The organism is Ruegeria sp. YKSF070 (genome assembly GCF_059612725.1).
Map to the genome: position 1 here is coordinate 14,235 of NZ_JBXWRD010000038.1, position 23,356 is coordinate 37,590.

Here is a 23,356-nt window from a genome sequence, read left to right on the forward strand (position 1 = left end):
TTCGGAATGCCCGAAAAACAGGCAGTGGGGAAGGGCCCTGCTGCATCCGTATGAGGTAAGAGAAAATGGCATATGCAACCGTGACCGCCGACCGCGCCCCCTCTGTGGTGGCCCGCGTCCTGTCCGCCCTGAAATCGACCCGCGCCACCTGGGCCCGGAACGCCGCCTACAAGCGTACGTTCAACGAGCTGGACCGCCTGTCGAACCGGGAACTGGCAGATATCGGCATCCGCCGTTGCGATATCGAGGATATCGCCCGCTTTCACGTCTATGGCGCCTGAACGGCCCATCTGACGGACTGCTGCACCGCCCTCGGAAATCCGGGGGCGTTCTGCATTTTGAGGCACCTCTTGCGTGACGCGAGCACAGCGTCTATACGCCTCCGGTGGCCGCAGGGCCGCGAGAATCAACAAGCAAGAAATGCCGAGGTTGGCCCGTCACGCTTCGTGGGTCACATCCGGCGAAGGAGAAGCGACATGAAACTGCATGAACTCAGCGACAATCCGGGCGCAGCCAAGAAACGGATGCGCATCGGCCGTGGCCCCGGCTCGGGCAAGGGCAAGATGGGTGGCCGTGGTATCAAGGGTCAGAAATCCCGTTCGGGTGTGGCCATCAATGGCTATGAAGGCGGCCAGATGCCGCTTTATCAACGTCTGCCCAAGCGTGGCTTCAGCAAGCCCAACCGCAAGGCATTCGCGGTGGTCAACCTGGGCCTGATCCAGAAATTCGTCGAAGCCGGCAAGCTGGACGGCGCCGCCGCCATCACCGAGGACGCGCTGGTCGCATCCGGCCTGGTGCGCCGCAAGCTGGACGGCATTCGCGTGCTGGCCAAGGGCGATTTCAACGCCAAGCTGAACATCGAAGTCACCGGCGCGTCGAAATCGGCTGTCGAGGCTGTCGAAAAAGCGGGCGGCTCGCTGAAGGTCACAAACGCTGCTGCGGCAGAGTAACGGCTTGTGAGCGGGCGCCGACCCGCTTACATAGACACCCAAGTTTTCCAAAACGCCGCCCGAGCCGGAAAACGGTTCCGGGCGGCGTTTGCATCAGAGAGACCGATACAACATGGTATCAGCAGCAGAACAAATGGCGGCCAACACCAGCTGGTCCGCCCTGGGCAAGGCCACGGACCTGCGCAATCGGATCCTGTTCACGCTGGGGCTTCTCATCGTCTATCGTCTGGGCACGTTCATCCCCGTGCCGGGCATAGACGGTGTTGCGCTGCGCGAGTTCATGGAACAGGCAGGGCAGGGCATCGGCGGCATGGTGTCGATGTTCACCGGTGGCGCGCTGGGGCGGATGGGCATCTTTGCCTTGGGCATCATGCCATATATCTCGGCCTCGATCATCGTTCAGCTGCTGACGGCCATGGTCCCCTCGCTTGAGCAACTCAAGAAGGAGGGCGAACAGGGCCGCAAGAAGATCAACCAGTATACCCGTCTGGGCACCGTGGCGCTGGCTACCGTGCAGGCCTATGGCCTTGCGGTCTCGCTGGAATCGGGTGACCTGGCCACCGAGCCGGGCATGTATTTCCGCTTTGCCACCATGATCACCCTTGTGGGTGGCACCATGTTCCTGATGTGGCTGGGCGAACAGATCACCGCGCGCGGCATCGGCAACGGCGTCTCGTTGATCATCTTTGTCGGCATCATCGCCGAGGTCCCCGCCGCGCTGGCGCAGTTCTTTGCCAGCGGTCGTTCGGGCGCCATCAGCCCCGCCGTGATCATCGCCATCATCCTGATGGTGATCGCGGTCATCACGTTCGTCGTGTTCATGGAACGCGCACTTCGCAAGATCCACATCCAGTATCCCCGCCGTCAGGTGGGCATGAAGGTCTATGACGGCGGCTCCAGCCACCTGCCGGTCAAGGTCAACCCCGCGGGCGTGATCCCGGCGATCTTCGCAAGCTCGCTGCTGCTGTTGCCGGTCACCATCTCGACCTTTTCCTCGGGCGCGGCCAACGGGCCGGTGATGTCCTGGCTTCTGGCCAACTTCGGCCCTGGACAGCCGCTCTATCTGCTGTTCTTCGTGTCGATGATCGTGTTCTTTGCCTATTTCTATACCTTCAACGTCTCGTTCAAACCCGATGACGTGGCGCAGAACCTGAAGAACCAGAACGGCTTTGTCCCCGGTATCCGTCCGGGCAAGAAGACTGCCGAATATCTGGAATACGTGGTCAACCGCGTGCTGGTGCTGGGTTCGGCCTATCTGGCCGCCGTCTGCCTGCTGCCCGAGATCATGCGCGGCCAGTTCAACGTGCCGTTCTATTTCGGTGGCACCTCGGTGCTCATCATCGTTTCGGTGACCATGGACACCATTCAACAGGTCCAAAGCCACCTGCTGGCACACCAATACGAAGGTCTGATCGAAAAATCGCAGCTTCGCGGCAAGAATCGCAAGCGCACGAACAGGAAGGGACCGGCGCGTCGATGAATATCATTCTGTTGGGACCCCCGGGTGCGGGCAAAGGCACCCAGGCGCGGCATCTGGTCGAAACACGTGGCATGATCCAGCTGTCGACCGGTGACATGCTGCGCGAGGCGCGGACGTCTGGCACCGAAATGGGCCAGAAGGTCGCTGCCATCATGGATGCGGGCAAGCTGGTCACCGACGAGATCGTCATCGGCCTGATCGAGGAACAGCTGACCACCAAGAAGGGGGCCGGTTTCATCTTCGACGGCTTCCCCCGCACCCTGGCCCAGGCCGACGCGCTGGCCGCGTTGCTGGCCAAGCACGGCCAGTCGCTGCATACCGTGATCGAGATGCGCGTCGATGATGAGGCGCTGGTCAGCCGAATCACCGCCCGCTCGACCTGCGGCGGCTGTGGTGAGGTCTATAACGACATCACCAAGCCGATCCCGGCTGACGGCAAGTGCTCCAACTGCGGCAGCACTGAGTTCAAGCGCCGCGCCGACGACAACGAGGACAGTCTGCGCACCCGGCTGATGGAGTATTACAAGAAAACGTCACCTTTGATCGGCTATTACTATGCCAAGGGCGATTTGCGTCCGGTGAACGGACTGGCCGATATCAAGGAAGTGACCGCCTCGATCGAGGCGATCCTGGGCTGACATTGGTTAGGGGCTTGACGGCCCCTTCAAAAGCCCATATCGACCACCATCCCCTCGGGGAATCAACCGCGCGGACGGGATTCGTTCCATTTGCGCACGACCACCTCATATAATGCTGGATCTACTGGCGACACTGCCATGGTCAAGCGTTGTGAAAAAAGGTTCTGGCGCTACGGAACCGCAACGAAAAGGAAAGTGACACGTGGCACGTATTGCCGGCGTTAACATCCCGACTGCCAAACGGGTACCCATCGCCCTCACCTATATCACCGGTATCGGCAACACTTCGGCGAAAGCCATTTGCGAAGCTGTTGGCATCGACGCGACCCGTCGTGTGAACGAGCTGAGCGATGCCGAGATCCTGGCCATCCGCGAGCATATCGACGCCAACTACAGCGTCGAAGGCGACCTGCGCCGTGAAGTTCAGATGAACATCAAGCGCCTGATGGACTTGGGCTGCTATCGCGGTCTGCGTCACCGCCGCAACCTGCCGGTTCGCGGTCAGCGGACCCACACCAACGCTCGCACCCGCAAAGGCCCCGCAAAGGCCATTGCCGGCAAGAAGAAATAAGGGGGCGTTGAGATATGGCACGCGATAAGACCCGCACCACGAAGAAAAAAGAACGCAAGAACATCGCATCGGGCGTGGCCCATGTGAACTCGACGTTCAACAACACCAAGATCCTGATCTCGGATGTGCAAGGCAACGCCATCTCGTGGTCGTCGGCTGGTACCATGGGCTTCAAGGGATCGCGGAAATCGACCCCCTACGCCGCTCAGCTGGCTGCCGAAGATGCCGGCCGCAAGGCGCAGGATCATGGCGTCAAGACGCTGGAAGTCGAAGTTCAGGGCCCCGGTTCGGGCCGTGAATCGGCTCTGCGCGCTCTGGCTGCCGTGGGCTTCAACATCACGTCGATCCGCGACGTGACCCCGATCGCTCACAACGGCTGCCGCCCGCCGAAGCGCCGCCGCGTCTAAGCGACCCAGAAATTACGCTGGGGCCGTGTCTGGTACACGGCCCCAGCACGCCGTTTGAAACCTCGGGCGTTTGCACCTTGCTGGACATGGGGTGCGAACAGGAATGGAGGGATTACATGATCCACAAGAACTGGGCAGAACTGATCAAGCCGACCCAGCTTGAGGTCAAGCCGGGCAACGATCCGGCACGCCAGGCGACCGTGATCGCCGAACCGCTGGAACGCGGTTTTGGTCTGACCCTGGGCAACGCGCTGCGCCGCATCCTCATGAGCTCGCTGCAAGGTGCGGCCATCACCAGCGTGCAGATCGACAACGTCCTGCACGAGTTTTCGAGCGTCGCCGGTGTCCGCGAAGACGTCACCGACATCATCCTCAACCTCAAGCAGGTCTCGCTGCGCATGGATGTCGAAGGGCCCAAACGCCTGTCGATCAATGCCAAGGGCCCGGCTGTCGTCACCGCCGGTGACATCAGCGAAAGCGCCGGTATCGAGATCCTGAACCGCGACCACGTGATCTGTCACCTGGACGATGGTGCCGACCTGTTCATGGAACTGACCGTGAATACCGGCAAGGGCTATGTCTCGGCCGACAAGAACCGCCCCGAAGACGCGCCCATCGGCCTGATTCCGATCGACGCGATCTATTCGCCGGTCAAGAAGGTCGCCTATGACGTGCAGCCCACCCGCGAGGGCCAGGTGCTGGACTATGACAAGCTGACCATGAAGATCGAAACCGACGGTTCGATCTCGCCGGACGATGCCGTGGCCTATGCCGCGCGTATCCTTCAGGACCAGCTGTCGATCTTCGTCAACTTCGACGAGCCGGAATCGGCTGGCCGCCAGGACGACGATGACGGTCTTGAGTTCAACCCGCTTCTGCTCAAGAAGGTGGACGAGCTGGAACTGTCGGTGCGTTCGGCAAACTGCCTCAAGAACGACAACATCGTCTATATCGGCGACCTGATCCAGAAGACCGAGGCCGAGATGCTGCGCACCCCGAACTTCGGCCGCAAGTCGCTGAACGAGATCAAGGAAGTGCTGTCGGGCATGGGCCTGCACCTGGGCATGGACGTCGAGGACTGGCCGCCGGACAACATCGAAGATCTGGCCAAGAAGTTCGAAGACGCTTTCTGAGAAGAAGGGGCGGGCGAACAGCCCGCCCTGCAAATTGCCCGGACCTGCCGGGGAACATCAGGGCAAATGCCCCAAGGAGAGCCGGTGACACGCATCGCCGGTCGGACAAAGCAAAACGCAAGTTAGGAGATAGAAAATGCGTCACGCACGTGGTTACCGCCGCCTCAACCGCACCCACGAACACCGCAAGGCCTTGTTTTCGAACATGGCCGGCTCGCTGATCGAGCACGAACAGATCAAGACCACCCTGCCCAAGGCCAAGGAACTGCGTCCGATCGTCGAAAAGCTGATCACGCTGGGCAAGCGCGGTGACCTGCATGCGCGCCGTCAGGCCGCTGCGCAGCTGAAAGAGGACAAGGACGTCGCCAAGCTGTTCGACGTTCTGGCAGAGCGTTACAAGGATCGTCAGGGCGGTTATGTCCGCATCCTGAAGGCCGGCTTCCGTTATGGCGACATGGCGCCGATGGCGATCATCGAATTCGTCGATCGTGACGTGGATGCCAAAGGTGCCGCAGACAAGGCCCGTCTGGTCGAAGAAGAGGCAGCCGCCGAAGAATAAGCATTTCGGGACATGTCCCGATTGCGCCCCGCCCGGGTTTCCGGGCGGGGTTTTTCGTTGTCGGGGGTGTTGCCCCGGTGGGGCCGGCCTTCTACCCTGCCGCCATCATGCGCACATCTTCACCTGCGGGATATTCGGGTCGTCCTCTGGTGGCCAAACTGGGGTTTAAACCGGGCTGGCGCGTGCGCGCCATCAACGTGCCACCCCACTACGCCGACCTGATGGCCGAGGCGGTGGATATCGTTTTTGACCCCGAGGCAACGAGTGCCGATGCGGCGCATCTTTTCCTGCACGGCCTGGAACCGCTGGCCGAGGCCGTCGCGACCGAGATCGCCTATCTGCGTCCCGGCGGCATGTTGTGGCTGTCCTGGGTTAAGAAGTCCTCGCCCCAACATGCGGGCATCACCGAGGACCTGCTGCGCGCCGAGGTGCTGCCGCTGGGCTGGGTCGATGTAAAGGTCTGCGCCATTGATGCGGATTGGTCGGGTCTGAAATTCCTGCGCCGCTGGGGTTGAGCGCGCGACTTGCATTTGTGGCCCATGCCCCGCATATCGCAGGGGACTGCAAATGGAGGTCCCATGATCCGCGCCATCCTGCTTTGTCTGCCGCTTGTCCTGGCCGCGCCGGTTCAGGCGGAAACCCGGGTGCCGACCTCGCAGGCCGAAATCGGGTTGGGCTTTGCCCCGGTGGTCAAGAAAGCAGCCCCCGCCGTGGTCAACATCTATGCCCGCATCATCACCGCCGGGCGGCAAAGCCCGATCTTTGACGACCCCTTCTTTCGCGATTTCTTTCGCGGATTTGGGACACCGCAGCCGCGGGTTCAGAACTCGCTGGGATCGGGCGTGATCCTGTCGGATGACGGCTATGTCGTGTCCAATTACCACGTGGTCGGCATGGCTTCGGAGATCCGGGTGGTCACCACCGACCGGCGCGAGTTCACCGCGCAGGTGGTGCTGGGCGACGAGGAGAGCGATATCGCCATCCTGCGCCTTGATGCGGCGCGCGATCTGCCGTCCCTGGCGCTGCGTGACAGTGACCATGTCGAGGTGGGCGAGCTGGCGCTGGCCATCGGCAACCCGTTTGGCGTGGGGCAGACCGTCAGCAGCGGAATCGTCTCGGGGTTGGCGCGCTCGGGCGCGGCCACCGGCAACGGGCGCGGCTATTTCATCCAGACCGACGCACCGATCAATCCGGGCAATTCGGGCGGGGCGCTGATCGACGTGAATGGCGACCTGATCGGCATCAATACCTCGATCCTCAGCCGGTCGGGCGGCTCGAACGGGATCGGTTTTGCCATTCCAGCCAATCTGGTGGCCGAATTCCTGCGCCAGGCCCGGCAGGGCAACAGCAGCTTTGCCCAGCCCTGGGCCGGGATCGCGGGGCAGCCGATGACCGCCGATATCGCCGACTCGCTGGGGCTCGGCCTGCCCGAGGGGGTGGTGATCTCGGACCTGCATCCCGACAGCCCGCTGGCGCGGGCGGGCTTTGCAGTGGGCGATGTGGTGACCGAGGTCGATGGACAGGCGGTCAACTCTCCGGCCGAGATGAAGTTCCGCATGTCGGTGGCCGGGATCGGGGGCGAGGCGCGGATGACCCGGCTGCGACAGGGGCAGCGCGAGACCCTGAGTGTAGCCCTGATCGAGGCGCCCGATACCCCTCCCGCGCAGGAAACCACGCTGGGAGAGCGCACGATCCTGCCCGGTCTGACCGTGGCCCGGCTGAACCCGGCTGTGATCGCGCGTCTGGGCCTGCCGCTGTCGGCGCGCGGGGTTGTTGTGCTCGATCCCGGCCCCTATGGCGCGCGGGCGGGTCTGCAACCGGGCGACGTGCTGGACGCGATCAATGGCGATCAGGTGGACAGCCCGCGCGACGTGGAACGGGCGCTGAGCGAGACCGGGCGCCGGGTACAGATCGACCTGCAACGGCGCGGCCAGCGGGTCTCGCTGCGGTTCCGGCTCTGAGCGATGGCGGATCTGTTCGATAGCGGCGCCAAGCCTTCGCCCGAGCGCGAGCCGCCCCGGCCGCTGGCCGACCGGCTGCGGCCGCAGAGCCTGGCCGAGGTGATCGGGCAACAGCAAGTGCTGGGGCCTGAGGCGCCCTTGGGCGTGATGCTGGCCTCGGGGTCGCTGTCCAGCCTGGTGTTCTGGGGGCCGCCCGGGGTGGGCAAGACCACCATCGCGCGCCTGCTGGCGAAGGAGACCCACCTGCATTTCGTGCAGATCAGCGCCATTTTTACCGGGGTGCCGGACCTGAAGAAAGTCTTCGAGGCCGCGCGTATCCGGCGCGGCAACGGGCAGGGCACGCTGTTGTTCGTCGACGAAATCCACCGGTTCAACAAGGCGCAGCAGGACGGGTTCCTGCCCCATATGGAGGATGGCACCATCCTGCTGGTAGGGGCCACGACCGAAAACCCTTCGTTCGAGCTGAACGCGGCGCTCTTGAGCCGCGCTCAGGTGTTGGTGCTGGAGAGGCTGAGCGCCCAGGATCTGGAACATCTGACCGCGCGGGCCGAGCGCGAACTGGGCCGCGAATTGCCACTGACGCCCGAGGCTCGGCTGGCGCTTCAGGAGATGGCAGATGGCGACGGGCGCGCGCTGCTCAACCTGATCGAGCAGGTGGCGGCGTGGAAAGTGGCGGCGCCGCTCGACCGCGAAGCTCTGGCGGCCCGGCTGATGCGGCGGGCCACCAAATACGACAAGAGCGGGGATGAGCATTACAACCTGATCTCGGCGCTGCACAAATCGGTGCGCGGCTCGGACCCGGACGCGGCCCTTTACTGGCTGGCGCGGATGCTGACCGGGGGTGAGGACCCGCGTTACCTGGCGCGTCGGATCACCCGGATGGCGGTCGAGGATATCGGCCTGGCCGACCCACAGGCGCAGTCGATCTGCCTGCATGCCTGGGAGGTTTACGAGCGACTGGGCAGCCCCGAGGGAGAACTGGCGCTGGCGCAGGCGATTGTCTATCTGGCGCTGGCCCCGAAATCGAACGGGGCCTATGTGGGCTACAAGGCGGCGATGCGGCTGGCCAAGCAATCGGGTTCGGCGCCGCCACCCAAACATATCCTCAACGCGCCCACCGGGTTGATGAAGGATCAGGGCTATGGCGCGGGCTATGCCTATGACCACGACGCCGAGGACGGGTTTTCAGGCCAGAATTACTTTCCCGACGGGATGGAGCGCCCGCAGCTTTATCAACCTGTCGAACGCGGGTTCGAGCGCGAGTTGAAGAAGCGGCTGGATTATTTCGCCCGTCTGCGGGCGCAGCGCGAACAGGGATAGGGCGGGCAGTCCGCGGCCGCCCCACCCGCCCGCCCGCGCCCGCGGACTGCCCTTGGTCCCTTGACTCTCGGGCGCGTGCGGGTGAGAGACGGCGATGTTTTCTTTCGATCTTCAACAAGGGGTGCGGCGGGCCGGAAACCGCCCCGCGCACGGGTTGCTGGCATGAGCGGCGTACAGATGATCACCGTGGGTGAGGGGGACGGCGACCAGCGGCTTGACCGCTGGTTTCGCCGGATGTTCCCGCATGTGGGGCAGGGGCGCATCGAGAAGATGTGCCGCAAGGGCGAGCTGCGCGTCGATGGCGCGCGGGCCAAACCCGCGACCCGGCTTGAGGTTGGTCAGCAGGTCCGTATCCCGCCGCTGCCCGCACCCGGCGAACGGCCAGAGCCGGTGAAATCGCGCGTCTCGGACGCCGATGCAAAGATGATCCGCGCCTGTGTCCTGCATCGCGACGACGATATCATCGTGCTGAACAAGCCTGCCGGGCTGTCGGTGCAGGGGGGCAGCGGCCAGACCCGCCATGTGGATGGCCTGTCCGAGGCGCTGCGCTTTGGCAATGACGAGAACCCGCGCCTGGTGCACCGGCTGGACAAGGACACCTCGGGTGTTCTGGTGCTGGCGCGCACTCGCGAGGCGGCGGCGCGTCTGACCGCCGCCTTCCGCCACCGCAACACGCGCAAGATCTATTGGGCGCTGGTGGCCGGGGTTCCGACGCCCTATCTGGGCGAGATCAAGACCGGGCTGGTCAAGGCCGGTGGGCATGGCGCCCGCGGCGAAGGCGAGAAGATGAACGTTGTGCATCTGAGCGAGATCGACGACACGCCCGGCGCCAAGCGGGCCCATACCTATTACGCCACGCTCTATCGGGTGGCGGGGCGCGCCTCGTGGGTGGCGATGGAGCCGGTCACCGGCCGCACCCACCAGCTGCGCGCACATATGGCCGGGATCGGGCATCCGATCATCGGTGACGGCAAATATGGCGGCTCGGGGCAAGAGAACCTAGGCGATGGATGGGGCGCGCAACTGGGCGGCATCATCAGCAAGAAACTGCATTTGCATGCGCGGCGGCTGAGCTTTGAGCACCCCTCGACCCGCAAGCAGGTCAGCTTTACCGCGCCATTGCCCGATCATATGCGCGAGAGCTGGGACACGTTTGGTTGGACCGAGGACCTGGCGGCGGAGGATCCGTTCGAGGAGCTGATGTGAGCCAGCCGCTGTACCTGATCCTCTTTGATGTGGACGGGACGCTGGTCGACAGTCAGGCGGCCATCGTCGGGTCGATGACTGCCGCATTCGCCGCATTGTCGCTGCCGGTGCCTGCGCGGGCGGATATCCTGTCGATCGTTGGCCTGTCCCTGCCGCAGGCGATGGCGCGGTTGGCACCGGGGCAGAGCGAGACCACACAGGCGCGGTTGGTCGAGGCCTACAAGCAATCCTATCACGCCACCCGGCTGGCGCTGGGTGAGGCGCATTCGCCGTTCTATCCCGGTGCACGCGAGATGCTGGAGCAGCTGCACGCGGTACCGCATTACTTGCTGGGCGTGGCGACGGGCAAATCCAAGCGCGGCCTCGATGCCCTGATCGAGGTACATGGGCTGGAGCGGTTCTTTGTTACCCGGCAGGTGGCCGATCACCACCCGTCGAAACCGCACCCCTCGATGATCGAGACGGCACTGGCAGAAACCGGTACCGCGCCGGGGCACGCGGCGATGATCGGCGATACCTCGTTCGATATGGAAATGGCGGCGGCAGCGGGCGTCGCCGGGATCGGCGTCAGCTGGGGTTATCATCCGCCCCGGGCCCTGTACCGGGCGCGCTGCATCGTCGATACCTTCCCTCAATTGCCGCCGGCACTGACACAGATCTGGACTTGAACGACATGAGCGACTGGAAACCGAAACGCTTCTGGAAACAGGCTGCCGTGGCCGAAACGGCCGAAGGCTATGCGGTGGAACTGGATGGCCGCCCGGTGCGCACCCCGGCCAAGGCGCCGCTGCTGTTGCCGACCCGGGCGCTGGCACAGGCGGTTGCCGCGGAATGGGACGCGCAGGAGAGTGAGGTCGATCCGATCAGCATGCCCTTTACCCGCACCGCCAACGCGGCCATCGACAAGGTGCGCATCCAGCATGGCGAAGTGGCCGACATGCTGGCGGCCTATGGCGATTCGGATCTGTTGTGTTATCGGGCGGATAGCCCTGCCGAATTGACGGAACGACAGGCGCTTTCCTGGGATCCGGCGCTGGATTGGGCCGCGGAAACCCTGGGCGCGCGTTTGATGCCGATTCAGGGTGTCATGCACCAACCACAACCCTCGGGGGCGCTCGATGCACTGACACCACGGGTGCATGCACTGAACCCGTTTCAGCTGGCGGCCTTTCACGATCTGGTCAGCCTGTCCGGTTCGCTGGTGCTTGGCTTTGCCGCGGCGCTGAATTGGCGCGAAGCTGACGAAATCTGGCAGATTTCACGCCTCGACGAGACCTGGCAAGAGGAACAATGGGGCCCCGATGACGAAGCGCGCGCGCTGGCCGCGCTGAAACGCGTGGCCTTTCTTCATGCCAAGGCGGTCTACGATATCTCGACATGAGACTGATTCCGTCAGACTGACGAAAACCTCAACGGATATGGGGCGGAAAGCGACATAGAAGCCTTGACCTTTGTCGGATATTGCGCCCAAACTCCTGCCCATCGAAGGGTTAACCCCTTCGCGATCCGCTCCGGCGCCAACGTGTGCCGGTCGAACCGCCCCGGGACAGGGGTGGAAAATCAGGAAGAGGTAAAAATGAAGAAATCCGTATTTTTGGGCGCTCTCACGGTCGCCGGGATGGCCGCTGGCGTTGCTGCGGCGGGCACCATGGACGACGTCAAGGCGCGCGGCAAGCTGAACTGCGGTGTGACCACCGGTCTTGTTGGCTTTGCAGCACCGGATTCGAATGGGGAGTGGAAAGGTTTTGACGTGGCCCTGTGCCGTGCCGTTGCTGCGGCCGTGCTGGGCGACGGCAACGCGGTTGAATTCGTGCCGACCACCGGCAAGACCCGTTTCACCGCGCTGGCATCGGGCGAAGTCGACATGCTGGCCCGTAACACCACCTGGACCTTCTCGCGCGATGTGGACCTGAAGTTCGAATTCGTCGGCGTGAACTACTATGACGGTCAGGGCTTCATGGTTCCGAAATCGCTGGGCGTCAGCTCGGCAAAGGAACTTGATGGCGCCACCGTCTGCATCCAGACCGGCACCACCACCGAGCTGAACCTCGCGGATTTCTTCCGCGCCAACAACATCAGCTACGAGCCGGTTCCGATCGAAACCAACGCCGAAGCGCAGCAGCAGTATCTGGCCGGCGCCTGTGACGTGTACACCACCGACGCCTCGGGTCTGGCCGCAACCCGCGCCACCTTCGAGAATCCGGGCGACCACGTTCTGCTGCCCGAAATCATCTCGAAAGAGCCGCTCGGCCCGCTGGTTCGCCATGGCGACCACGAGTGGGGCGATGTGGTCCGCTGGACCCTGAATGCGCTGGTCTCGGCTGAAGAGATGGGCATCACCTCGGCCAATATCGACGAAATGTCGGCCGGCACCAACAACCCGGAAATCAACCGTATCCTGGGTACCGAAGGGACCCTGGGCGAGATGCTGGGTCTGGACGCCGAGTGGGCCAAGCGCGCCATCAAGGTGGGCGGCAACTATGGTGAAGTGTTCGCACAGAACATCGGTGAAAGCACCCCGATCGGTCTGGCACGCGGCCTGAACGCACAGTGGACCGACGGCGGCCTGCTGTACTCGCCGCCGTTCCGTTAACAAAACAGCGAAGGGGCGCAGGGCAACCTGCGCCCTTTTTGCATCCATGAATACAAAGTGCCTGGCTGGTGGGAGCGGGGGAGAAACCTCGCCGGAGAGAGACAAGCCAGGACCTCACGGGGATATACATAGGTCATGACGACTCTCACTGACCCGCCAAAGGAGCAGTTCCGGCTGTCCATGCTTCTTTATGACACGCGGTACCGGTCGGCCACCATCCAGGTCATTGCGATGATATGCTTCATGCTGATGGCAGCATGGCTCATAAGCAATACCGCGCAAAACCTGGCCACCTTGGGCAAGCCCATTGATTTCGGATTTTTCAGCGAACCGGCCAGCTATGACATCAACCAGCGGCTGCTGGATTATTCCTCGCGCGATACGCACCTGCGGGCGGCCTTCATCGGTCTGCTTAACACGCTCGTCGTGGCGGTGCTGGGTTGTATCACAGCCACGATACTTGGCGTGATCATCGGTGTGCTGCGCCTGTCCAACAACTGGATCGTCGCGCGGCTGATGACGATCTATGTCGAAGGGTTCCGCAACGTTCCGGTCCTGCTGTGGATCGTCTTCATCATGGCGATCTTGATCGAAACCCTGCCAGCGCCACGAGCGTTCCGGGGCGACGATGCCACTGCCAGCATGATGCTGAACGACAGCGTGGCCGTCACCAACCGTGGCGTTTATATCCCCGACGCTCTGTTTTCCAACAGTCTGGGCAATATCCACCTGTTCGGCGAAAGCAGCCTGCGGTTTGATATCAGTCTTGATCTGATGCTGATCCTGATCGTTCTGGGCGGCGGCCTGTGGGTGTCGAACTTCCTGCGCAAGCGGGCGAACCGCATCCAGGAACAGACCGGTGATCGGCCGGTGACCTGGTGGCAGCGTCTGGGCGTGGTGGTGATCCCGACCGGGCTGGTGCTGGTGCTGCTGGGCTTCCATTTTGGCTATCCCGAGCTCAAGGGCTTCAACTTCCAGGGCGGTACCCATCTGCGGAACTCGCTGATCGCGCTCTGGCTGGCGCTGTCACTTTATACCGCCGCCTTCATCGCCGAGATCGTGCGCGCCGGTATCCTGGCTATCTCCAAGGGTCAGACCGAGGCCGCCTCGGCCCTGGGCCTGCGCTCGAACAAGATCATGTCGCTTGTGATCCTGCCGCAGGCGCTGCGGGTGATCATTCCGCCGCTGATCTCGAACTATCTCAACCTCACCAAGAACTCGTCGCTGGCGATCGCCGTGGGTTACATGGATATCACCGGCACTCTGGGCGGTATCACCATGAACCAGACCGGGCGCGAGCTGGAGACGATCCTGCTCTTGATGCTGGTGTACCTGACCATCTCGCTGTCCATTTCAGCGGTGATGAACTGGTACAATGAATCCGTCAAACTGAAGGAGCGTTGAGATGTCTGACATCGGATTTGTCCGCACCGAAATGCTCCCCGAGCGCGAACCGCCGGCCTCGACCGTCGGCGCGCTGGGCTGGGCACGCGTCAACCTGTTCTCGAACTGGTTCAACAGCATTCTTACGCTGGCGTCACTCTATGCGATCTATGCGATTCTTGCGGCGATCTTGCCTTGGGTATTTTCGCCCACCTGGAACGGGACCTCGCTCAACAACTGCCGCGAGATCCTGACCGCCGCCGGTTCGGTTGGGGATCATGGCACCTCGGGTGCCTGCTGGGGCGTCATTCGCGAGCGCTGGATCCAGCTCTTGTTCGGGTTCTACCCGTCCGAGCTGTATTGGCGCCCGATCCTCGCCTTTGTCCTGCTGGCCGTGGCCCTGGCCCCGGTCCTGTTCGCGGACAAGGTGCCGTCGAAGATGCTGATCTTCTCGGGTCTCTATCCGTTCATCTTCCCCTGGCTTTTGTGGGGCGGCACCATCTGGGGGCCGGTCGCGGCGCTGGGTGGCTTCGTCATAGGTTGGGTGGTCTATTCGGCGCTCAGCAAGACGATGAGCAGCCTGATGGGCATTCTTCTTGGCGCAGCGGCGGCGTTGGTCTGGTGGCTTGTTCTGTCCGGCTATTTTGTCGGCGCGCTGGATTCCATCCTGCCGATCGGCATCGAGGCGGTCGAAAGCCGCAAGTTCGGCGGCTTCATGCTGTCGATCACCATCGGCGTTGTCGCCATTGCCTGTTCGTTGCCGCTGGGCATCGTTCTGGCGCTGGGCCGTCAGTCGGACCTGATGATCGTCAAATACATCTGTGTGGGCTTTATCGAGTTCATTCGGGGTGTGCCGCTGATCACGCTGCTGTTCGTGGCTTCGACCCTGCTGAACATCTTCATGCCACCCAATACGAACTTCGACATCATCCTGCGGGTGCTGATCATGGTGACGCTGTTTGCCGCGGCCTATATGGCCGAGGTGATCCGCGGCGGCCTGGCCGCACTGCCCAAGGGCCAGTATGAGGGGGCGGATTCGCTTGGCCTCAACTACTGGCAGGCGCAGCGCCTGATCATCATGCCACAGGCGCTCAAGATCTCGATCCCGGGTATCGTGTCGACCTTCATCGGGGTGTTCAAGGACACCACGCTGGTGTCGATCATCGGGCTTCTCGATCCGCTGGGTCTGTCGAACGCCATTCGCGCGGACGCCAACTGGAACGGCGTCGTCTGGGAACTCTACGGTTTCATCGCCCTGCTGTTCTTTGTCTTCTGCTTCGGCATGTCCCGCTATTCCATGTATCTGGAGCGCAAGCTCCACACTGGCCATCGTTAAGGAGGGCCCAATGTCTGAACTCGCAATCGATCGTGAAATCGACCGTTCGAAAATGCAGGTGAGCGACGAGGTCGCCATCGAAATCACCAACATGAACAAGTGGTACGGGGCCTTCCACGTGCTGCGCGACATCAATCTGACCGTCAATCAGGGGGAGCGGATCGTCATCGCCGGGCCTTCGGGCTCGGGCAAGTCGACCCTGATCCGCTGCCTGAACGCGCTCGAGGAACACCAGCAGGGCAAGATCGTGGTGGATGGGACAGAGCTGTCGAACGACCTCAAGAATATCGACAAGATCCGGTCCGAGGTCGGGATGGTGTTCCAGCACTTCAACCTGTTCCCGCATCTGACCATTCTGGAGAACTGCACGCTGGCCCCGATCTGGGTGCGCAAGACGCCCCGGAAAGAGGCCGAGGAAACGGCGATGCATTTCCTGGAAAAGGTCAAGATCCCCGAGCAGGCTCTGAAGTATCCGGGTCAGCTTTCGGGCGGCCAGCAGCAGCGTGTGGCGATCGCCCGCTCGCTGTGCATGCGGCCGCGCATCATGCTGTTCGATGAACCGACCTCGGCGCTGGACCCCGAGATGATCAAGGAAGTGCTCGACACCATGATCGAGCTGGCCGAGGAAGGCATGACCATGCTCTGCGTGACGCACGAGATGGGCTTTGCCCGTCAGGTTGCCAACCGCGTCATCTTTATGGATGCAGGTCAGATCGTGGAACAGAACGAGCCGGAAGAGTTCTTCAATAACCCGCAAAGCGAGCGGACCAAGCTGTTCCTGAGCCAGATCCTGGGCCACTGAACAGGGCCTGGAATGAGACGGAAAGGGCGGGGATTTCCCCGCCCTTTTTCAATCCGTCAGCTCTCGTGGAACGATGAAATCCAGCACCTCGCCCTGATGCCAACCGATCTGCGCCCAATCGTCGGTGGCGAATTCTATCACGGTGGTGGCGCCGGTCGGATAGTCGAAGAAGCGGGCATGGGCGGGTGCCTCGTCGACGATCTGACCCGCAAACTCGGCGATACCGGGATTGTGCCCCAACAACAGCACCACGCGCCCGCTGGCCTGTCTGAGGCTGGAAAGGAGCTGCTCTGGCGGGGCCAAATAGAGTGCGCGGGTGAATTCAGGTTCACAGCCGCCCAGCCCCATCTCGGCCGCCATTTGGGTCCATGTCTCGCGGGTACGGACGGCGTCCGAACTGATCACCTGATCCGGCAGATAGCCATGCTGGCGCAGCCAGGCCCCGATCGCCTGCGCCGACCTCCTGCCACGCTTGTTGAGGGTGCGGTCGTGGTCGCCTAGGCTGATATCGTCCCAGGCGGATTTGGCGTGGCGGGTCAGAATCAGAATGCGGGTCATCTGCGCAAAAAAGCCTTCATGTGCAATGCGGACTGTGCCGGATCACGCGCCGCGCCAGCGCTGAGCGGGCAGGCGAGTCGGGCGGCACAGCCTGACCCCATACAAGCAGACCCAGCGGCGGTGTCCAGATATCCGCGGCAGGCATCGACATCATAGGCGTGATCTGCCGCAAGCGCACCAACCGGGCAGGCCCGGGTACAGGGCGCGGCGCAGCTGTCGCAGGGCGAGGGGCCGCCCTCGGCCACAGGCAGGTCGATCCGGTCTGGCAGCAGCAGCGCGCCGCGAAGCGAGATCATCAGACCGACCTGGTCATGCACCATCATTCCGACCGGGCTGGTATGAAACCGGCCCGAGGCCAATGCCCAGGCGATGAATGGCGGATAGGGTGGCCCATCCGAGGGATAGGCTGTCTTGGCACCCAGATCGACGGCCATCGCCCCGATCACCCGTTTTGACCAGCGGTCGACCGGGTCGCGCTGGCCATCGGCATATTCAGGCGCCGCGCTGAAGACGGACCAGAAGCCGGGGCCCGTGCCAAGCAGAACGACAGTGCCTGCCTGATCGACCGGGTTGAGCGCCCCCATCACAATCAGGGCCGAGGTGGCGGCCTCTGCCGTAATCCGCTCCAGCGTCATCGGCGGCGAAACGGCAGCAGCAGGCTCCAACCCAGCCGCGCGGGCCGGTCGTCCTGCCATGCCAGCCCGATGGTCATCTGGTCATGTCCCTTGGCGGGTTGTGCAACATAGGTTCCCATCATCCGGTCCCAGATCGACAAGGCAAAGCCGTAATTGCTGTCATGCTCCTCGCGCAGCACGGAATGGTGCACCCGGTGCATGTCGGGGGTCACCAAAACCTTGCGCAACACAGCGTCGAGCGCAAGCGGCAAGCGGAGGTTGGAGTGATTGAAGAGCGCGGTGCCGTTCAGCAGGATCTCGAACAGGACCACCGCCAGCGCCGAAGGACCCAGCAGATATACAAGGCCGATCTTGAGCAGCATCGACAGCGCGATTTCAACCGGATGAAACCGGATCGCGGTAGAGACGTCGATATCGGTATCGGCGTGATGCACCCGGTGCAGCCGCCACAGCAGCGGTATCTTGTGGGTGATCAGGTGCTGGCCCCAGATGGCGAAGTCGAGGATCAGGACGGCCAGCAGCGCCTCGACCCAGCCGGGCCAAGCCAGATGGTTGAACAGGCCCCAGCCCTGCGCGGTGGCGTCCAGCGCCGCGCCCACCGCCAGCAGCGGCAGGCCCACCGCCAAGGCGCGCAGGGTAACGGTGTTCAGCACCGATATCGTCAGGTTGGTCAGCCAGCGTCGCGGGCGCCGTGGATGAACCACCCGGCGCGGGGCCAGCCGCTCGGCAATTGCGAACAGGACAAAAAGGCCAACAAACATCGCCAGCCGGATCAGGCTTTCGTTTTCCATTCATTCACAATTCGGCATGTAAATGAAATAGGCAAGCCCGCTGGTCTGACGATTGCGTTAGTCCCGTCGGATCAGCGACCCGGCCCCGTGCTCGGTATAAAGCTCGAGCAGGACCGCATTCGGTGCGCGGCCATCCAGGATGACAACAGCGCGCACACCCTTTTCAAGCGCATCCAGCGCGGTTTCCGTCTTGGGGATCATTCCGCCCGCGATTGTGCCATCGGCCACCATCTCGCGGATTTGCGCTGCTTTCAGCTCCGTCAACACTTCGCCCGCACCGTTCTTGACACCGGATACATCGGTCAGCAGCAGCAGCCGGTCAGCCTTGAGGGCGCCTGCAATCGCACCGGCGGCGGTATCGCCGTTGATGTTGAACGTCTCGCCATTCCGGCCCGCGCCCAAGGGGGCGATCACCGGGATGATGTCATGGGCAAACAGGTTGCGCAGCAGGTCGGGATTCATCTCGGCCGGGGTGCCGACAAAGCCCAGATCGGGATCGGTCTGATCGCAGACCATCAGGTTGGCGTCCTTTCCGGACAGGCCCACCGCCTTGCCGCCCTGGCGGTTGATCGCCTGCACGATCCGCTTGTTGACCACGCCCGACAGCACCATTTCGACCACCTCGACCGTGGCAGCATCGGTGACCCGCTTGCCGTTCACGAAGTCGGACTGAATGCCCAGCTTGTCCAGCATGGCGTTTATCATCGGCCCGCCGCCATGCACCACGACCGGGTTCACACCCACCTGCCGCAACAGCACTACATCGCGCGCAAAGCTCTCCATGCCTTCGTCGCTGCCCATGGCGTGTCCGCCCAGCTTGATGACAACGATCGCATCATCATAGCGTTGAAGATACGGCAAGGCCGCGTTCAGCGTGGCAGCGGTGGCAATCCAGTCGCGATTCATGTCTCGTGTCTTCATGGCAAGGGTTCCTTTGGGGCCTTGTGTTAGGGGTTTTGCGCCCCTCTGCCAAGGGGCGTTGCCAAGATGCCGCGCTATGATAGGCTCCGCGAGAAATCAGTCACGAGGCCGGATCATGACGCGCAAGACCCTTGTTTTGACAGGTGCCAGTCGGGGAATCGGCCATGCCACGGTGCGCCGCTTCGTGGCCGAGGGCTGGCGGGTGATCACCTGCTCGCGCGAGCCGGTGCCGCCGGGATGTCCCTGGAGCAGTGGCGAGAACAACCATGTCCAGATCGACCTGAGCGACCCGCAGGCCACCATCGCCGGGGCCGAGACCATCCGGACCAAGCTGGACGGGCGGCTGGATGCATTGGTGAACAATGCCGGCATCTCGCCCAAGGGCCCCAATGGCGAGCGGTTGAGCACGCTCAGCACCGATCTGTCGGACTGGGGCCATGTGTTTCATGTCAATTTCTTTGCCCCGGTGGTGCTGGCCCGATCGCTCAAGGACGAGCTGGCGGCAGCCAGGGGGTCGGTGGTCAACGTGACGTCGATCGCGGGGTCACGGGTGCATCCGTTCGCCGGGGCGGCCTATGCCACGTCAAAGGCGGCGCTGGCGGCACTGACGCGTGAGATGGCGCATGATTTCGGGCCGCTCGGCGTACGGGTGAACGCGATTGCTCCGGGCGAGGTCGAAACCTCGATCCTCAGCCCCGGCACCGACAAGATCGTCGAGAAACTGCCGATGCAGCGGCTGGGCCAACCCAGCGAGGTGGCCGCCGCGATCTATTTCCTCTGCTCGCAGGAAAGCTCTTACATCTCGGGCACCGAGATCGAGGTGAACGGCGCGCAGCACGTTTGACCTCGCCGCCACCTACTCGAGATGCGCGATGATGGACCTGAGTGTCGCGATACCGTCACCTTTTTCAGACGAGGTGAGGACGATTTCAGGATAGGCGGCCGGGTGCTTGGCCAGCGCCGCGCGCACCTGCGCCAGCACCTTGTCGCGCTCGACGGCCTTGACCTTGTCGGCCTTGGTCAATACGCATTGAAAGGTCACGGCACTGGTGTCGAGCAGCTTCATGATCTCGTCATCGACCGCCTTGACCCCATGGCGGGCGTCGATCAGCACAAAGGCGCGGCGCAGGGTCTGGCGGCCGCTGAGATATTGCTTCAGCAGCTTCTGCCATTTCTCGACCACTTTCAGCGGCGCATTGGCATACCCGTACCCCGGCAGGTCGACCAGATAGAGCTCGGGTCCCTGAGTGAAGAAGTTGATTTCCTGTGTGCGGCCCGGCGTGTTCGAGGCGCGCGCCAGCCCCTTGGTGCCGGTCAGCGCGTTGATCAGGCTGGACTTGCCCACGTTTGATCGTCCGGCAAAGCAGACCTCGACCCGATCGGCGGGCGGCAGGCCGGACATCGCCACCACGCCCTTGACGAATTCGGACGGGCCGGCAAAGAGCTTGCGTCCGGTCTCGGCGGCGAATGCGTCGGGCTCTTCGGCAATGGGAAAGGGCAGGGCGGTCATAGCGGGCGCACCTCGTCACCAAGGCGGATGGTCCCGCCGCGGATCACCTCGGCCCGGACGCTGAAATCACGATGACCCCAATGGTCGAGCGCGGCCAGCGTGTCGGCATCGCGAATCCCGGTTTCAGGATTGGTAGTGGTCGCGGCGCAGCGGTCGGTGCGTTCGCGCACGGCAAACACCACCTCGCCGATCTGCACCTCGCGGTCGAGCCAGTCGAACTCCTCCCACAAAGGCAGGCCGTCGAACCAGATATTGCCGCGCCAGCGCAGTGGCGACAGAGGATGCCCAATCCGCTGTTCCACCGCCCGGTGCGAAGCCATATTGCACAGCGTCACCGAGGGGAAATCGCTATCGGTCATGCCGCGTCCGGGTACCCGGATGATTCGGGCCGATTGGGCCCGATCCTGTGGCATCAAGGGTTTCACCCATTCGAGGAAGCGGTCCGCCTCGGTCTCGGGGGCGAACTCCAGATCGGGGCGTTTGGGATGGCGAAGAGTCACGCGATCGCCGTTGAGCGCGGCAGTGATCGCCATCAGCTCGGGCACCTTGGACACACGGCTGAAATGACCGCAATGCACCCATTCGGACCCGTCCGCCTGGGACGTCTCATGCGCCACCGCCCAAACACGATCCCCGGGCATGGTCTGCCCGGGGTTGAGGGTGACGCTGTCCAGCGCCTCGCGGCCATGGCTCTTGATCGGATGCCGCCAGAGCCCGGTGACCGTGCCGGTCATTTCTTATCCGCCTTGGCCTTGCGGGCAAAGCCGGACTTGATGTTTCCGAATACGTCCGGTTTGTACCCGTGGCTGCGCATGATGATGTACTGCTGGGTAAAGGTGATCGTGTTGTTCGCGATCCAGTACACCACCAGGCCGCTGGCAAAACTGCCCAGCATGAACATGAATACCCAGGGCATCCAGGCAAAGATCATCGCCTGGGTCGGGTCGGTGGGCGCCGGATTAAGCTTCTGTTGCAGCCACATCGAGATGCCCAAAAGCAGCGGCAGGATACCGATGAGGATGGTCGCCGCCAGCGAGCCCGGCTCGGGCCCGGCCCAGGGCAGCCAGCCGAAGAAGTTCATGATCGAGGTTGGGTCCGGCATGCTGAGGTCGCGAAACGGGCCGAACCACGGCGCCTGGCGCAATTCGATGGTGACAAAGATCACCTTGTAGAGCGAGAAGAAGATCGGGATTTGCAGCAGGATCGGCAGACAGCCCGCGGCCGGGTTCACCTTTTCCTTCTTGTAAAGCTCCATCATGCCCTGTTGCATCTTCTGGCGGTCGTCGCCAGCCGCCTCTTTAAGGGCTTCCATCTGCGGCTGAAGCTCTTTCATCTTGGCCATCGAGACATAGGATTTCAGCGCCAGCGGGAAAACGATCGCCTTGATGATCAGCGTCAGACCGATGATCGACCAGCCCATGTTGCCGATCAGCCCGTTGAGCTGGTGCAGCAGCCAGAAGATCGGCTTGGTCAGGAAGAAGAACCAGCCCCAGTCGATACTGTCGAGGAACTTCTGCACGCCGTCTTTCTGATAGGCGCGGATGCTTTCCCATTCCTTGGCGCCGGCGAACAGGCGGGTGGTTACCTCGGCGCTTTCGCCTGGTGCGACGGTCATGGTCGGCAGGACGGTTTCGGCCTGATAGATCTTGCGCCGCGCATCATATTTGGCTGCCGATTTGAAGGCGCTGCCCGATCCGGGGATCAGGGTAGCCATCCAATAGTGATCGGTGAATCCGATCCAACCGTCGGATTTGTTCTGGAACACTTCGGCCTGCGCACCCTCATTCGGGTCGATGTCGAACTTGCGCACATCCTTGTAGTCGATTTCCGAAAGGGTGCCGTCATTCATGGCGACGACGCCCTCGTGCAGGATGAAGAAGTTCTTCAGACCCGGCAGGTCGGCATCTTCGCCAACACCGTGACGAGCCAGGATGCCATAAGGCGCGGCGCCAATCGGAGCGGTAGAGCTGTTCTCGACCGACTGGGTGACGGTGAACATATAGTCCTCGTCCACGGCAAGGATGCGGCGGAAGGTAACGCCGCTTCCATTGGACCAGCGCAGCGTCACCGGGCTGCCCACGCTCAGCGTTTCACCGGACTCCAGCGACCATTCGGTCAGCGGTCCGGGCACGTCGGCGGCGTTCAGGCCGGTGCCGGGGGCCCAGCCATAAAGCGCGTAGTAGGCCGAGGTCGACCCTGCCGGGGTCAACATCTCGACGATCTCGGCGTCCGCGTCTAGCGAGACGCGGTAATCCTTCAGCGAAAGCTCGTCGATCCGGCCACCGAGCAGTGACACACTGCCCTTCAGGCGCGGGGTGTCGATCTGAACCCGCGGGGCCTCTGCTTCGGTCGGGGCGTTGCTGTCGAGCACGGGGACCTCGCCCGAGCCGGTTTGGGTCGTGGCAGCAGAGGGGGCTTGCACGGCGGTGCCGTCGGTGGTTGCGATCTCGGTCGCGGGCGCCTCGGTCTGTTCCGGTGGCGGGAACAGGATGAACCAGACCAGGATCACCAGAAAGCTGAGCGCTGTTGCGAGGATGAGATTCTTGTTCTGATCGTCCATCGGGACAGCCACCTTGTGCAGTGAAAGACCACGCAGGGTTCA

Annotated in this window: 26 protein-coding genes; 19 read left to right on the forward strand and 7 right to left on the reverse strand. The window is 62.9% G+C overall.

Annotated elements, in window-relative coordinates; all coding sequences use genetic code 11:
- The first annotated feature begins 65 nt into the window (after nt 1-65).
- The 18 genes from AC2FL1_RS17050 (at nt 66) to AC2FL1_RS17135 (ending at nt 16,339) form a co-directional block, all read left to right on the forward strand.
- Nucleotides 66-281, forward strand: a complete 216-nt coding sequence (locus AC2FL1_RS17050; RefSeq protein ID WP_234142737.1) for a DUF1127 domain-containing protein — start codon at nt 66-68, stop codon at nt 279-281.
- A 195-nt stretch (nt 282-476) separates the two neighbouring features.
- Complete coding sequence (gene rplO / locus AC2FL1_RS17055; protein ID WP_496877731.1) at nt 477-950, forward strand: 50S ribosomal protein L15; 474 nt, start codon at nt 477-479, stop codon at nt 948-950.
- A gap of 112 nt (nt 951-1,062) precedes the next feature.
- Nucleotides 1,063-2,430: a preprotein translocase subunit SecY gene (secY, locus tag AC2FL1_RS17060; RefSeq protein ID WP_011046265.1), complete on the forward strand. Its 1,368-nt coding sequence runs from the start codon at nt 1,063-1,065 to the stop codon at nt 2,428-2,430.
- The gene (locus tag AC2FL1_RS17065; RefSeq protein WP_234140524.1) at nt 2,427-3,068 is read left to right on the forward strand and encodes an adenylate kinase; all 642 of its coding nucleotides are present in this window, start codon (nt 2,427-2,429) and stop codon (nt 3,066-3,068) included. Before secY ends, AC2FL1_RS17065 begins: the two co-directional genes overlap by 4 nt.
- A gap of 202 nt (nt 3,069-3,270) precedes the next feature.
- A complete protein-coding gene (rpsM, locus tag AC2FL1_RS17070) occupies nt 3,271-3,639 on the forward strand; it encodes a 30S ribosomal protein S13 (RefSeq protein WP_011046268.1) in 369 nt (122 codons plus the stop codon).
- Between the two features lie 14 nt (nt 3,640-3,653).
- Nucleotides 3,654-4,046, forward strand: coding sequence for a 30S ribosomal protein S11 (rpsK, locus tag AC2FL1_RS17075; protein ID WP_011046269.1), 393 nt, complete (start codon nt 3,654-3,656; stop codon nt 4,044-4,046).
- 116 nt (nt 4,047-4,162) lie between these two features.
- The gene (locus AC2FL1_RS17080; RefSeq protein WP_234140529.1) at nt 4,163-5,179 is read left to right on the forward strand and encodes a DNA-directed RNA polymerase subunit alpha; all 1,017 of its coding nucleotides are present in this window, start codon (nt 4,163-4,165) and stop codon (nt 5,177-5,179) included.
- A 136-nt stretch (nt 5,180-5,315) separates the two neighbouring features.
- Nucleotides 5,316-5,738 (forward strand): 50S ribosomal protein L17, encoded by a 423-nt coding sequence (gene rplQ, locus AC2FL1_RS17085; RefSeq protein ID WP_496825505.1) that lies wholly within the window; start codon nt 5,316-5,318, stop codon nt 5,736-5,738.
- A gap of 107 nt (nt 5,739-5,845) precedes the next feature.
- The gene (locus AC2FL1_RS17090; protein WP_496877732.1) at nt 5,846-6,253 is read left to right on the forward strand and encodes a hypothetical protein; all 408 of its coding nucleotides are present in this window, start codon (nt 5,846-5,848) and stop codon (nt 6,251-6,253) included.
- A gap of 63 nt (nt 6,254-6,316) precedes the next feature.
- Nucleotides 6,317-7,699, forward strand: a complete 1,383-nt coding sequence (locus tag AC2FL1_RS17095) for a trypsin-like peptidase domain-containing protein (protein WP_496825509.1) — start codon at nt 6,317-6,319, stop codon at nt 7,697-7,699.
- Nucleotides 7,700-7,702: 3 nt separating this feature from the next.
- Entirely contained in the window at nt 7,703-9,019 is a 1,317-nt protein-coding gene (locus AC2FL1_RS17100) for a replication-associated recombination protein A (protein WP_496877733.1), read from the forward strand.
- A gap of 162 nt (nt 9,020-9,181) precedes the next feature.
- Nucleotides 9,182-10,225, forward strand: a complete 1,044-nt coding sequence (locus tag AC2FL1_RS17105; RefSeq protein WP_496877734.1) for an RluA family pseudouridine synthase — start codon at nt 9,182-9,184, stop codon at nt 10,223-10,225.
- Nucleotides 10,222-10,893 (forward strand): HAD-IA family hydrolase, encoded by a 672-nt coding sequence (locus AC2FL1_RS17110; RefSeq protein ID WP_496877735.1) that lies wholly within the window; start codon nt 10,222-10,224, stop codon nt 10,891-10,893. Before AC2FL1_RS17105 ends, AC2FL1_RS17110 begins: the two co-directional genes overlap by 4 nt.
- A 5-nt stretch (nt 10,894-10,898) precedes the next feature.
- Nucleotides 10,899-11,606, forward strand: a complete 708-nt coding sequence (locus AC2FL1_RS17115; RefSeq protein WP_496877736.1) for an ATP12 family chaperone protein — start codon at nt 10,899-10,901, stop codon at nt 11,604-11,606.
- Nucleotides 11,607-11,801: 195 nt separating this feature from the next.
- On the forward strand, nt 11,802-12,818 hold the full coding sequence (locus AC2FL1_RS17120) for an amino acid ABC transporter substrate-binding protein (protein WP_234140545.1): 1,017 nt from the start codon (nt 11,802-11,804) through the stop codon (nt 12,816-12,818).
- A gap of 135 nt (nt 12,819-12,953) precedes the next feature.
- Nucleotides 12,954-14,222 (forward strand): amino acid ABC transporter permease, encoded by a 1,269-nt coding sequence (locus tag AC2FL1_RS17125; protein WP_496825517.1) that lies wholly within the window; start codon nt 12,954-12,956, stop codon nt 14,220-14,222.
- A gap of 1 nt (nt 14,223) precedes the next feature.
- Nucleotides 14,224-15,537: an amino acid ABC transporter permease gene (locus tag AC2FL1_RS17130; RefSeq protein ID WP_496877737.1), complete on the forward strand. Its 1,314-nt coding sequence runs from the start codon at nt 14,224-14,226 to the stop codon at nt 15,535-15,537.
- 10 nt (nt 15,538-15,547) lie between these two features.
- Entirely contained in the window at nt 15,548-16,339 is a 792-nt protein-coding gene (locus AC2FL1_RS17135) for an amino acid ABC transporter ATP-binding protein (protein WP_275671098.1), read from the forward strand.
- A gap of 48 nt (nt 16,340-16,387) precedes the next feature.
- Here the strand turns inward: AC2FL1_RS17135 and AC2FL1_RS17140 are convergent, their stop codons facing one another.
- From AC2FL1_RS17140 to argB, 4 genes are read right to left on the reverse strand one after another with little or no spacing between them, the layout of a single operon-like run.
- Nucleotides 16,388-16,897, reverse strand: a complete 510-nt coding sequence (locus AC2FL1_RS17140; protein WP_496877738.1) for a SixA phosphatase family protein — start codon at nt 16,895-16,897, stop codon at nt 16,388-16,390.
- Nucleotides 16,894-17,592 (reverse strand): ferredoxin, encoded by a 699-nt coding sequence (locus tag AC2FL1_RS17145; RefSeq protein WP_496877739.1) that lies wholly within the window; start codon nt 17,590-17,592, stop codon nt 16,894-16,896. The genes AC2FL1_RS17140 and AC2FL1_RS17145 overlap by 4 nt, the downstream gene beginning before the upstream one ends.
- The gene (locus tag AC2FL1_RS17150; RefSeq protein WP_496877740.1) at nt 17,529-18,323 is read right to left on the reverse strand and encodes a sterol desaturase family protein; all 795 of its coding nucleotides are present in this window, start codon (nt 18,321-18,323) and stop codon (nt 17,529-17,531) included. The genes AC2FL1_RS17145 and AC2FL1_RS17150 overlap by 64 nt, the downstream gene beginning before the upstream one ends.
- Before the next feature lie 57 nt (nt 18,324-18,380).
- On the reverse strand, nt 18,381-19,244 hold the full coding sequence (gene argB, locus AC2FL1_RS17155) for an acetylglutamate kinase (RefSeq protein WP_234140556.1): 864 nt from the start codon (nt 19,242-19,244) through the stop codon (nt 18,381-18,383).
- A 115-nt stretch (nt 19,245-19,359) separates the two neighbouring features.
- Between argB and AC2FL1_RS17160 the strand changes: the two genes are divergently transcribed.
- Nucleotides 19,360-20,088 carry an SDR family NAD(P)-dependent oxidoreductase gene (locus tag AC2FL1_RS17160; RefSeq protein ID WP_496825526.1) on the forward strand — a complete coding sequence of 243 codons (729 nt, stop codon included), beginning with the start codon at nt 19,360-19,362 and terminating at the stop codon, nt 20,086-20,088.
- Nucleotides 20,089-20,100: 12 nt separating this feature from the next.
- Here AC2FL1_RS17160 and yihA read toward each other — a convergent pair whose 3' ends face one another.
- Genes yihA through yidC form a run of 3 tightly spaced genes read right to left on the reverse strand, consistent with a single transcriptional unit; the run spans nt 20,101 to nt 23,314 of the window.
- Complete coding sequence (gene yihA, locus AC2FL1_RS17165; RefSeq protein WP_496825528.1) at nt 20,101-20,754, reverse strand: ribosome biogenesis GTP-binding protein YihA/YsxC; 654 nt, start codon at nt 20,752-20,754, stop codon at nt 20,101-20,103.
- On the reverse strand, nt 20,751-21,488 hold the full coding sequence (locus AC2FL1_RS17170) for an MOSC domain-containing protein (protein WP_496825530.1): 738 nt from the start codon (nt 21,486-21,488) through the stop codon (nt 20,751-20,753). The genes yihA and AC2FL1_RS17170 overlap by 4 nt, the downstream gene beginning before the upstream one ends.
- Complete coding sequence (yidC, locus tag AC2FL1_RS17175) at nt 21,485-23,314, reverse strand: membrane protein insertase YidC (RefSeq protein ID WP_496825532.1); 1,830 nt, start codon at nt 23,312-23,314, stop codon at nt 21,485-21,487. Before yidC ends, AC2FL1_RS17170 begins: the two co-directional genes overlap by 4 nt.
- Nucleotides 23,315-23,356: the final 42 nt, after the last annotated feature.

Bases quoted from the DNA above. Each gene is read 5' to 3' on its own strand.
- argB (WP_234140556.1), bottom strand. From the start codon at position 19,244: ATGAAGACACGAGACATGAATCGCGACTGGATTGCCACCGCTGCCACG.
- AC2FL1_RS17095 (WP_496825509.1), top strand. From the start codon at position 6,317: ATGATCCGCGCCATCCTGCTTTGTCTGCCGCTTGTCCTGGCCGCGCCG.
- AC2FL1_RS17100 (WP_496877733.1), top strand. From the start codon at position 7,703: ATGGCGGATCTGTTCGATAGCGGCGCCAAGCCTTCGCCCGAGCGCGAG.
- AC2FL1_RS17105 (WP_496877734.1), top strand. From the start codon at position 9,182: ATGAGCGGCGTACAGATGATCACCGTGGGTGAGGGGGACGGCGACCAG.
- AC2FL1_RS17150 (WP_496877740.1), bottom strand. From the start codon at position 18,323: ATGGAAAACGAAAGCCTGATCCGGCTGGCGATGTTTGTTGGCCTTTTT.
- AC2FL1_RS17140 (WP_496877738.1), bottom strand. From the start codon at position 16,897: ATGACCCGCATTCTGATTCTGACCCGCCACGCCAAATCCGCCTGGGAC.
- AC2FL1_RS17050 (WP_234142737.1), top strand. From the start codon at position 66: ATGGCATATGCAACCGTGACCGCCGACCGCGCCCCCTCTGTGGTGGCC.
- rplQ (WP_496825505.1), top strand. From the start codon at position 5,316: ATGCGTCACGCACGTGGTTACCGCCGCCTCAACCGCACCCACGAACAC.
- AC2FL1_RS17135 (WP_275671098.1), top strand. From the start codon at position 15,548: ATGTCTGAACTCGCAATCGATCGTGAAATCGACCGTTCGAAAATGCAG.
- AC2FL1_RS17130 (WP_496877737.1), top strand. From the start codon at position 14,224: ATGTCTGACATCGGATTTGTCCGCACCGAAATGCTCCCCGAGCGCGAA.
- rpsK (WP_011046269.1), top strand. From the start codon at position 3,654: ATGGCACGCGATAAGACCCGCACCACGAAGAAAAAAGAACGCAAGAAC.
- yidC (WP_496825532.1), bottom strand. From the start codon at position 23,314: ATGGACGATCAGAACAAGAATCTCATCCTCGCAACAGCGCTCAGCTTT.
- secY (WP_011046265.1), top strand. From the start codon at position 1,063: ATGGTATCAGCAGCAGAACAAATGGCGGCCAACACCAGCTGGTCCGCC.
- yihA (WP_496825528.1), bottom strand. From the start codon at position 20,754: ATGACCGCCCTGCCCTTTCCCATTGCCGAAGAGCCCGACGCATTCGCC.
- AC2FL1_RS17065 (WP_234140524.1), top strand. From the start codon at position 2,427: ATGAATATCATTCTGTTGGGACCCCCGGGTGCGGGCAAAGGCACCCAG.
- AC2FL1_RS17160 (WP_496825526.1), top strand. From the start codon at position 19,360: ATGACGCGCAAGACCCTTGTTTTGACAGGTGCCAGTCGGGGAATCGGC.
- AC2FL1_RS17115 (WP_496877736.1), top strand. From the start codon at position 10,899: ATGAGCGACTGGAAACCGAAACGCTTCTGGAAACAGGCTGCCGTGGCC.
- AC2FL1_RS17145 (WP_496877739.1), bottom strand. From the start codon at position 17,592: ATGGCAGGACGACCGGCCCGCGCGGCTGGGTTGGAGCCTGCTGCTGCC.
- AC2FL1_RS17170 (WP_496825530.1), bottom strand. From the start codon at position 21,488: ATGACCGGCACGGTCACCGGGCTCTGGCGGCATCCGATCAAGAGCCAT.
- AC2FL1_RS17125 (WP_496825517.1), top strand. From the start codon at position 12,954: ATGACGACTCTCACTGACCCGCCAAAGGAGCAGTTCCGGCTGTCCATG.
- rplO (WP_496877731.1), top strand. From the start codon at position 477: ATGAAACTGCATGAACTCAGCGACAATCCGGGCGCAGCCAAGAAACGG.
- AC2FL1_RS17080 (WP_234140529.1), top strand. From the start codon at position 4,163: ATGATCCACAAGAACTGGGCAGAACTGATCAAGCCGACCCAGCTTGAG.
- AC2FL1_RS17090 (WP_496877732.1), top strand. From the start codon at position 5,846: ATGCGCACATCTTCACCTGCGGGATATTCGGGTCGTCCTCTGGTGGCC.
- AC2FL1_RS17120 (WP_234140545.1), top strand. From the start codon at position 11,802: ATGAAGAAATCCGTATTTTTGGGCGCTCTCACGGTCGCCGGGATGGCC.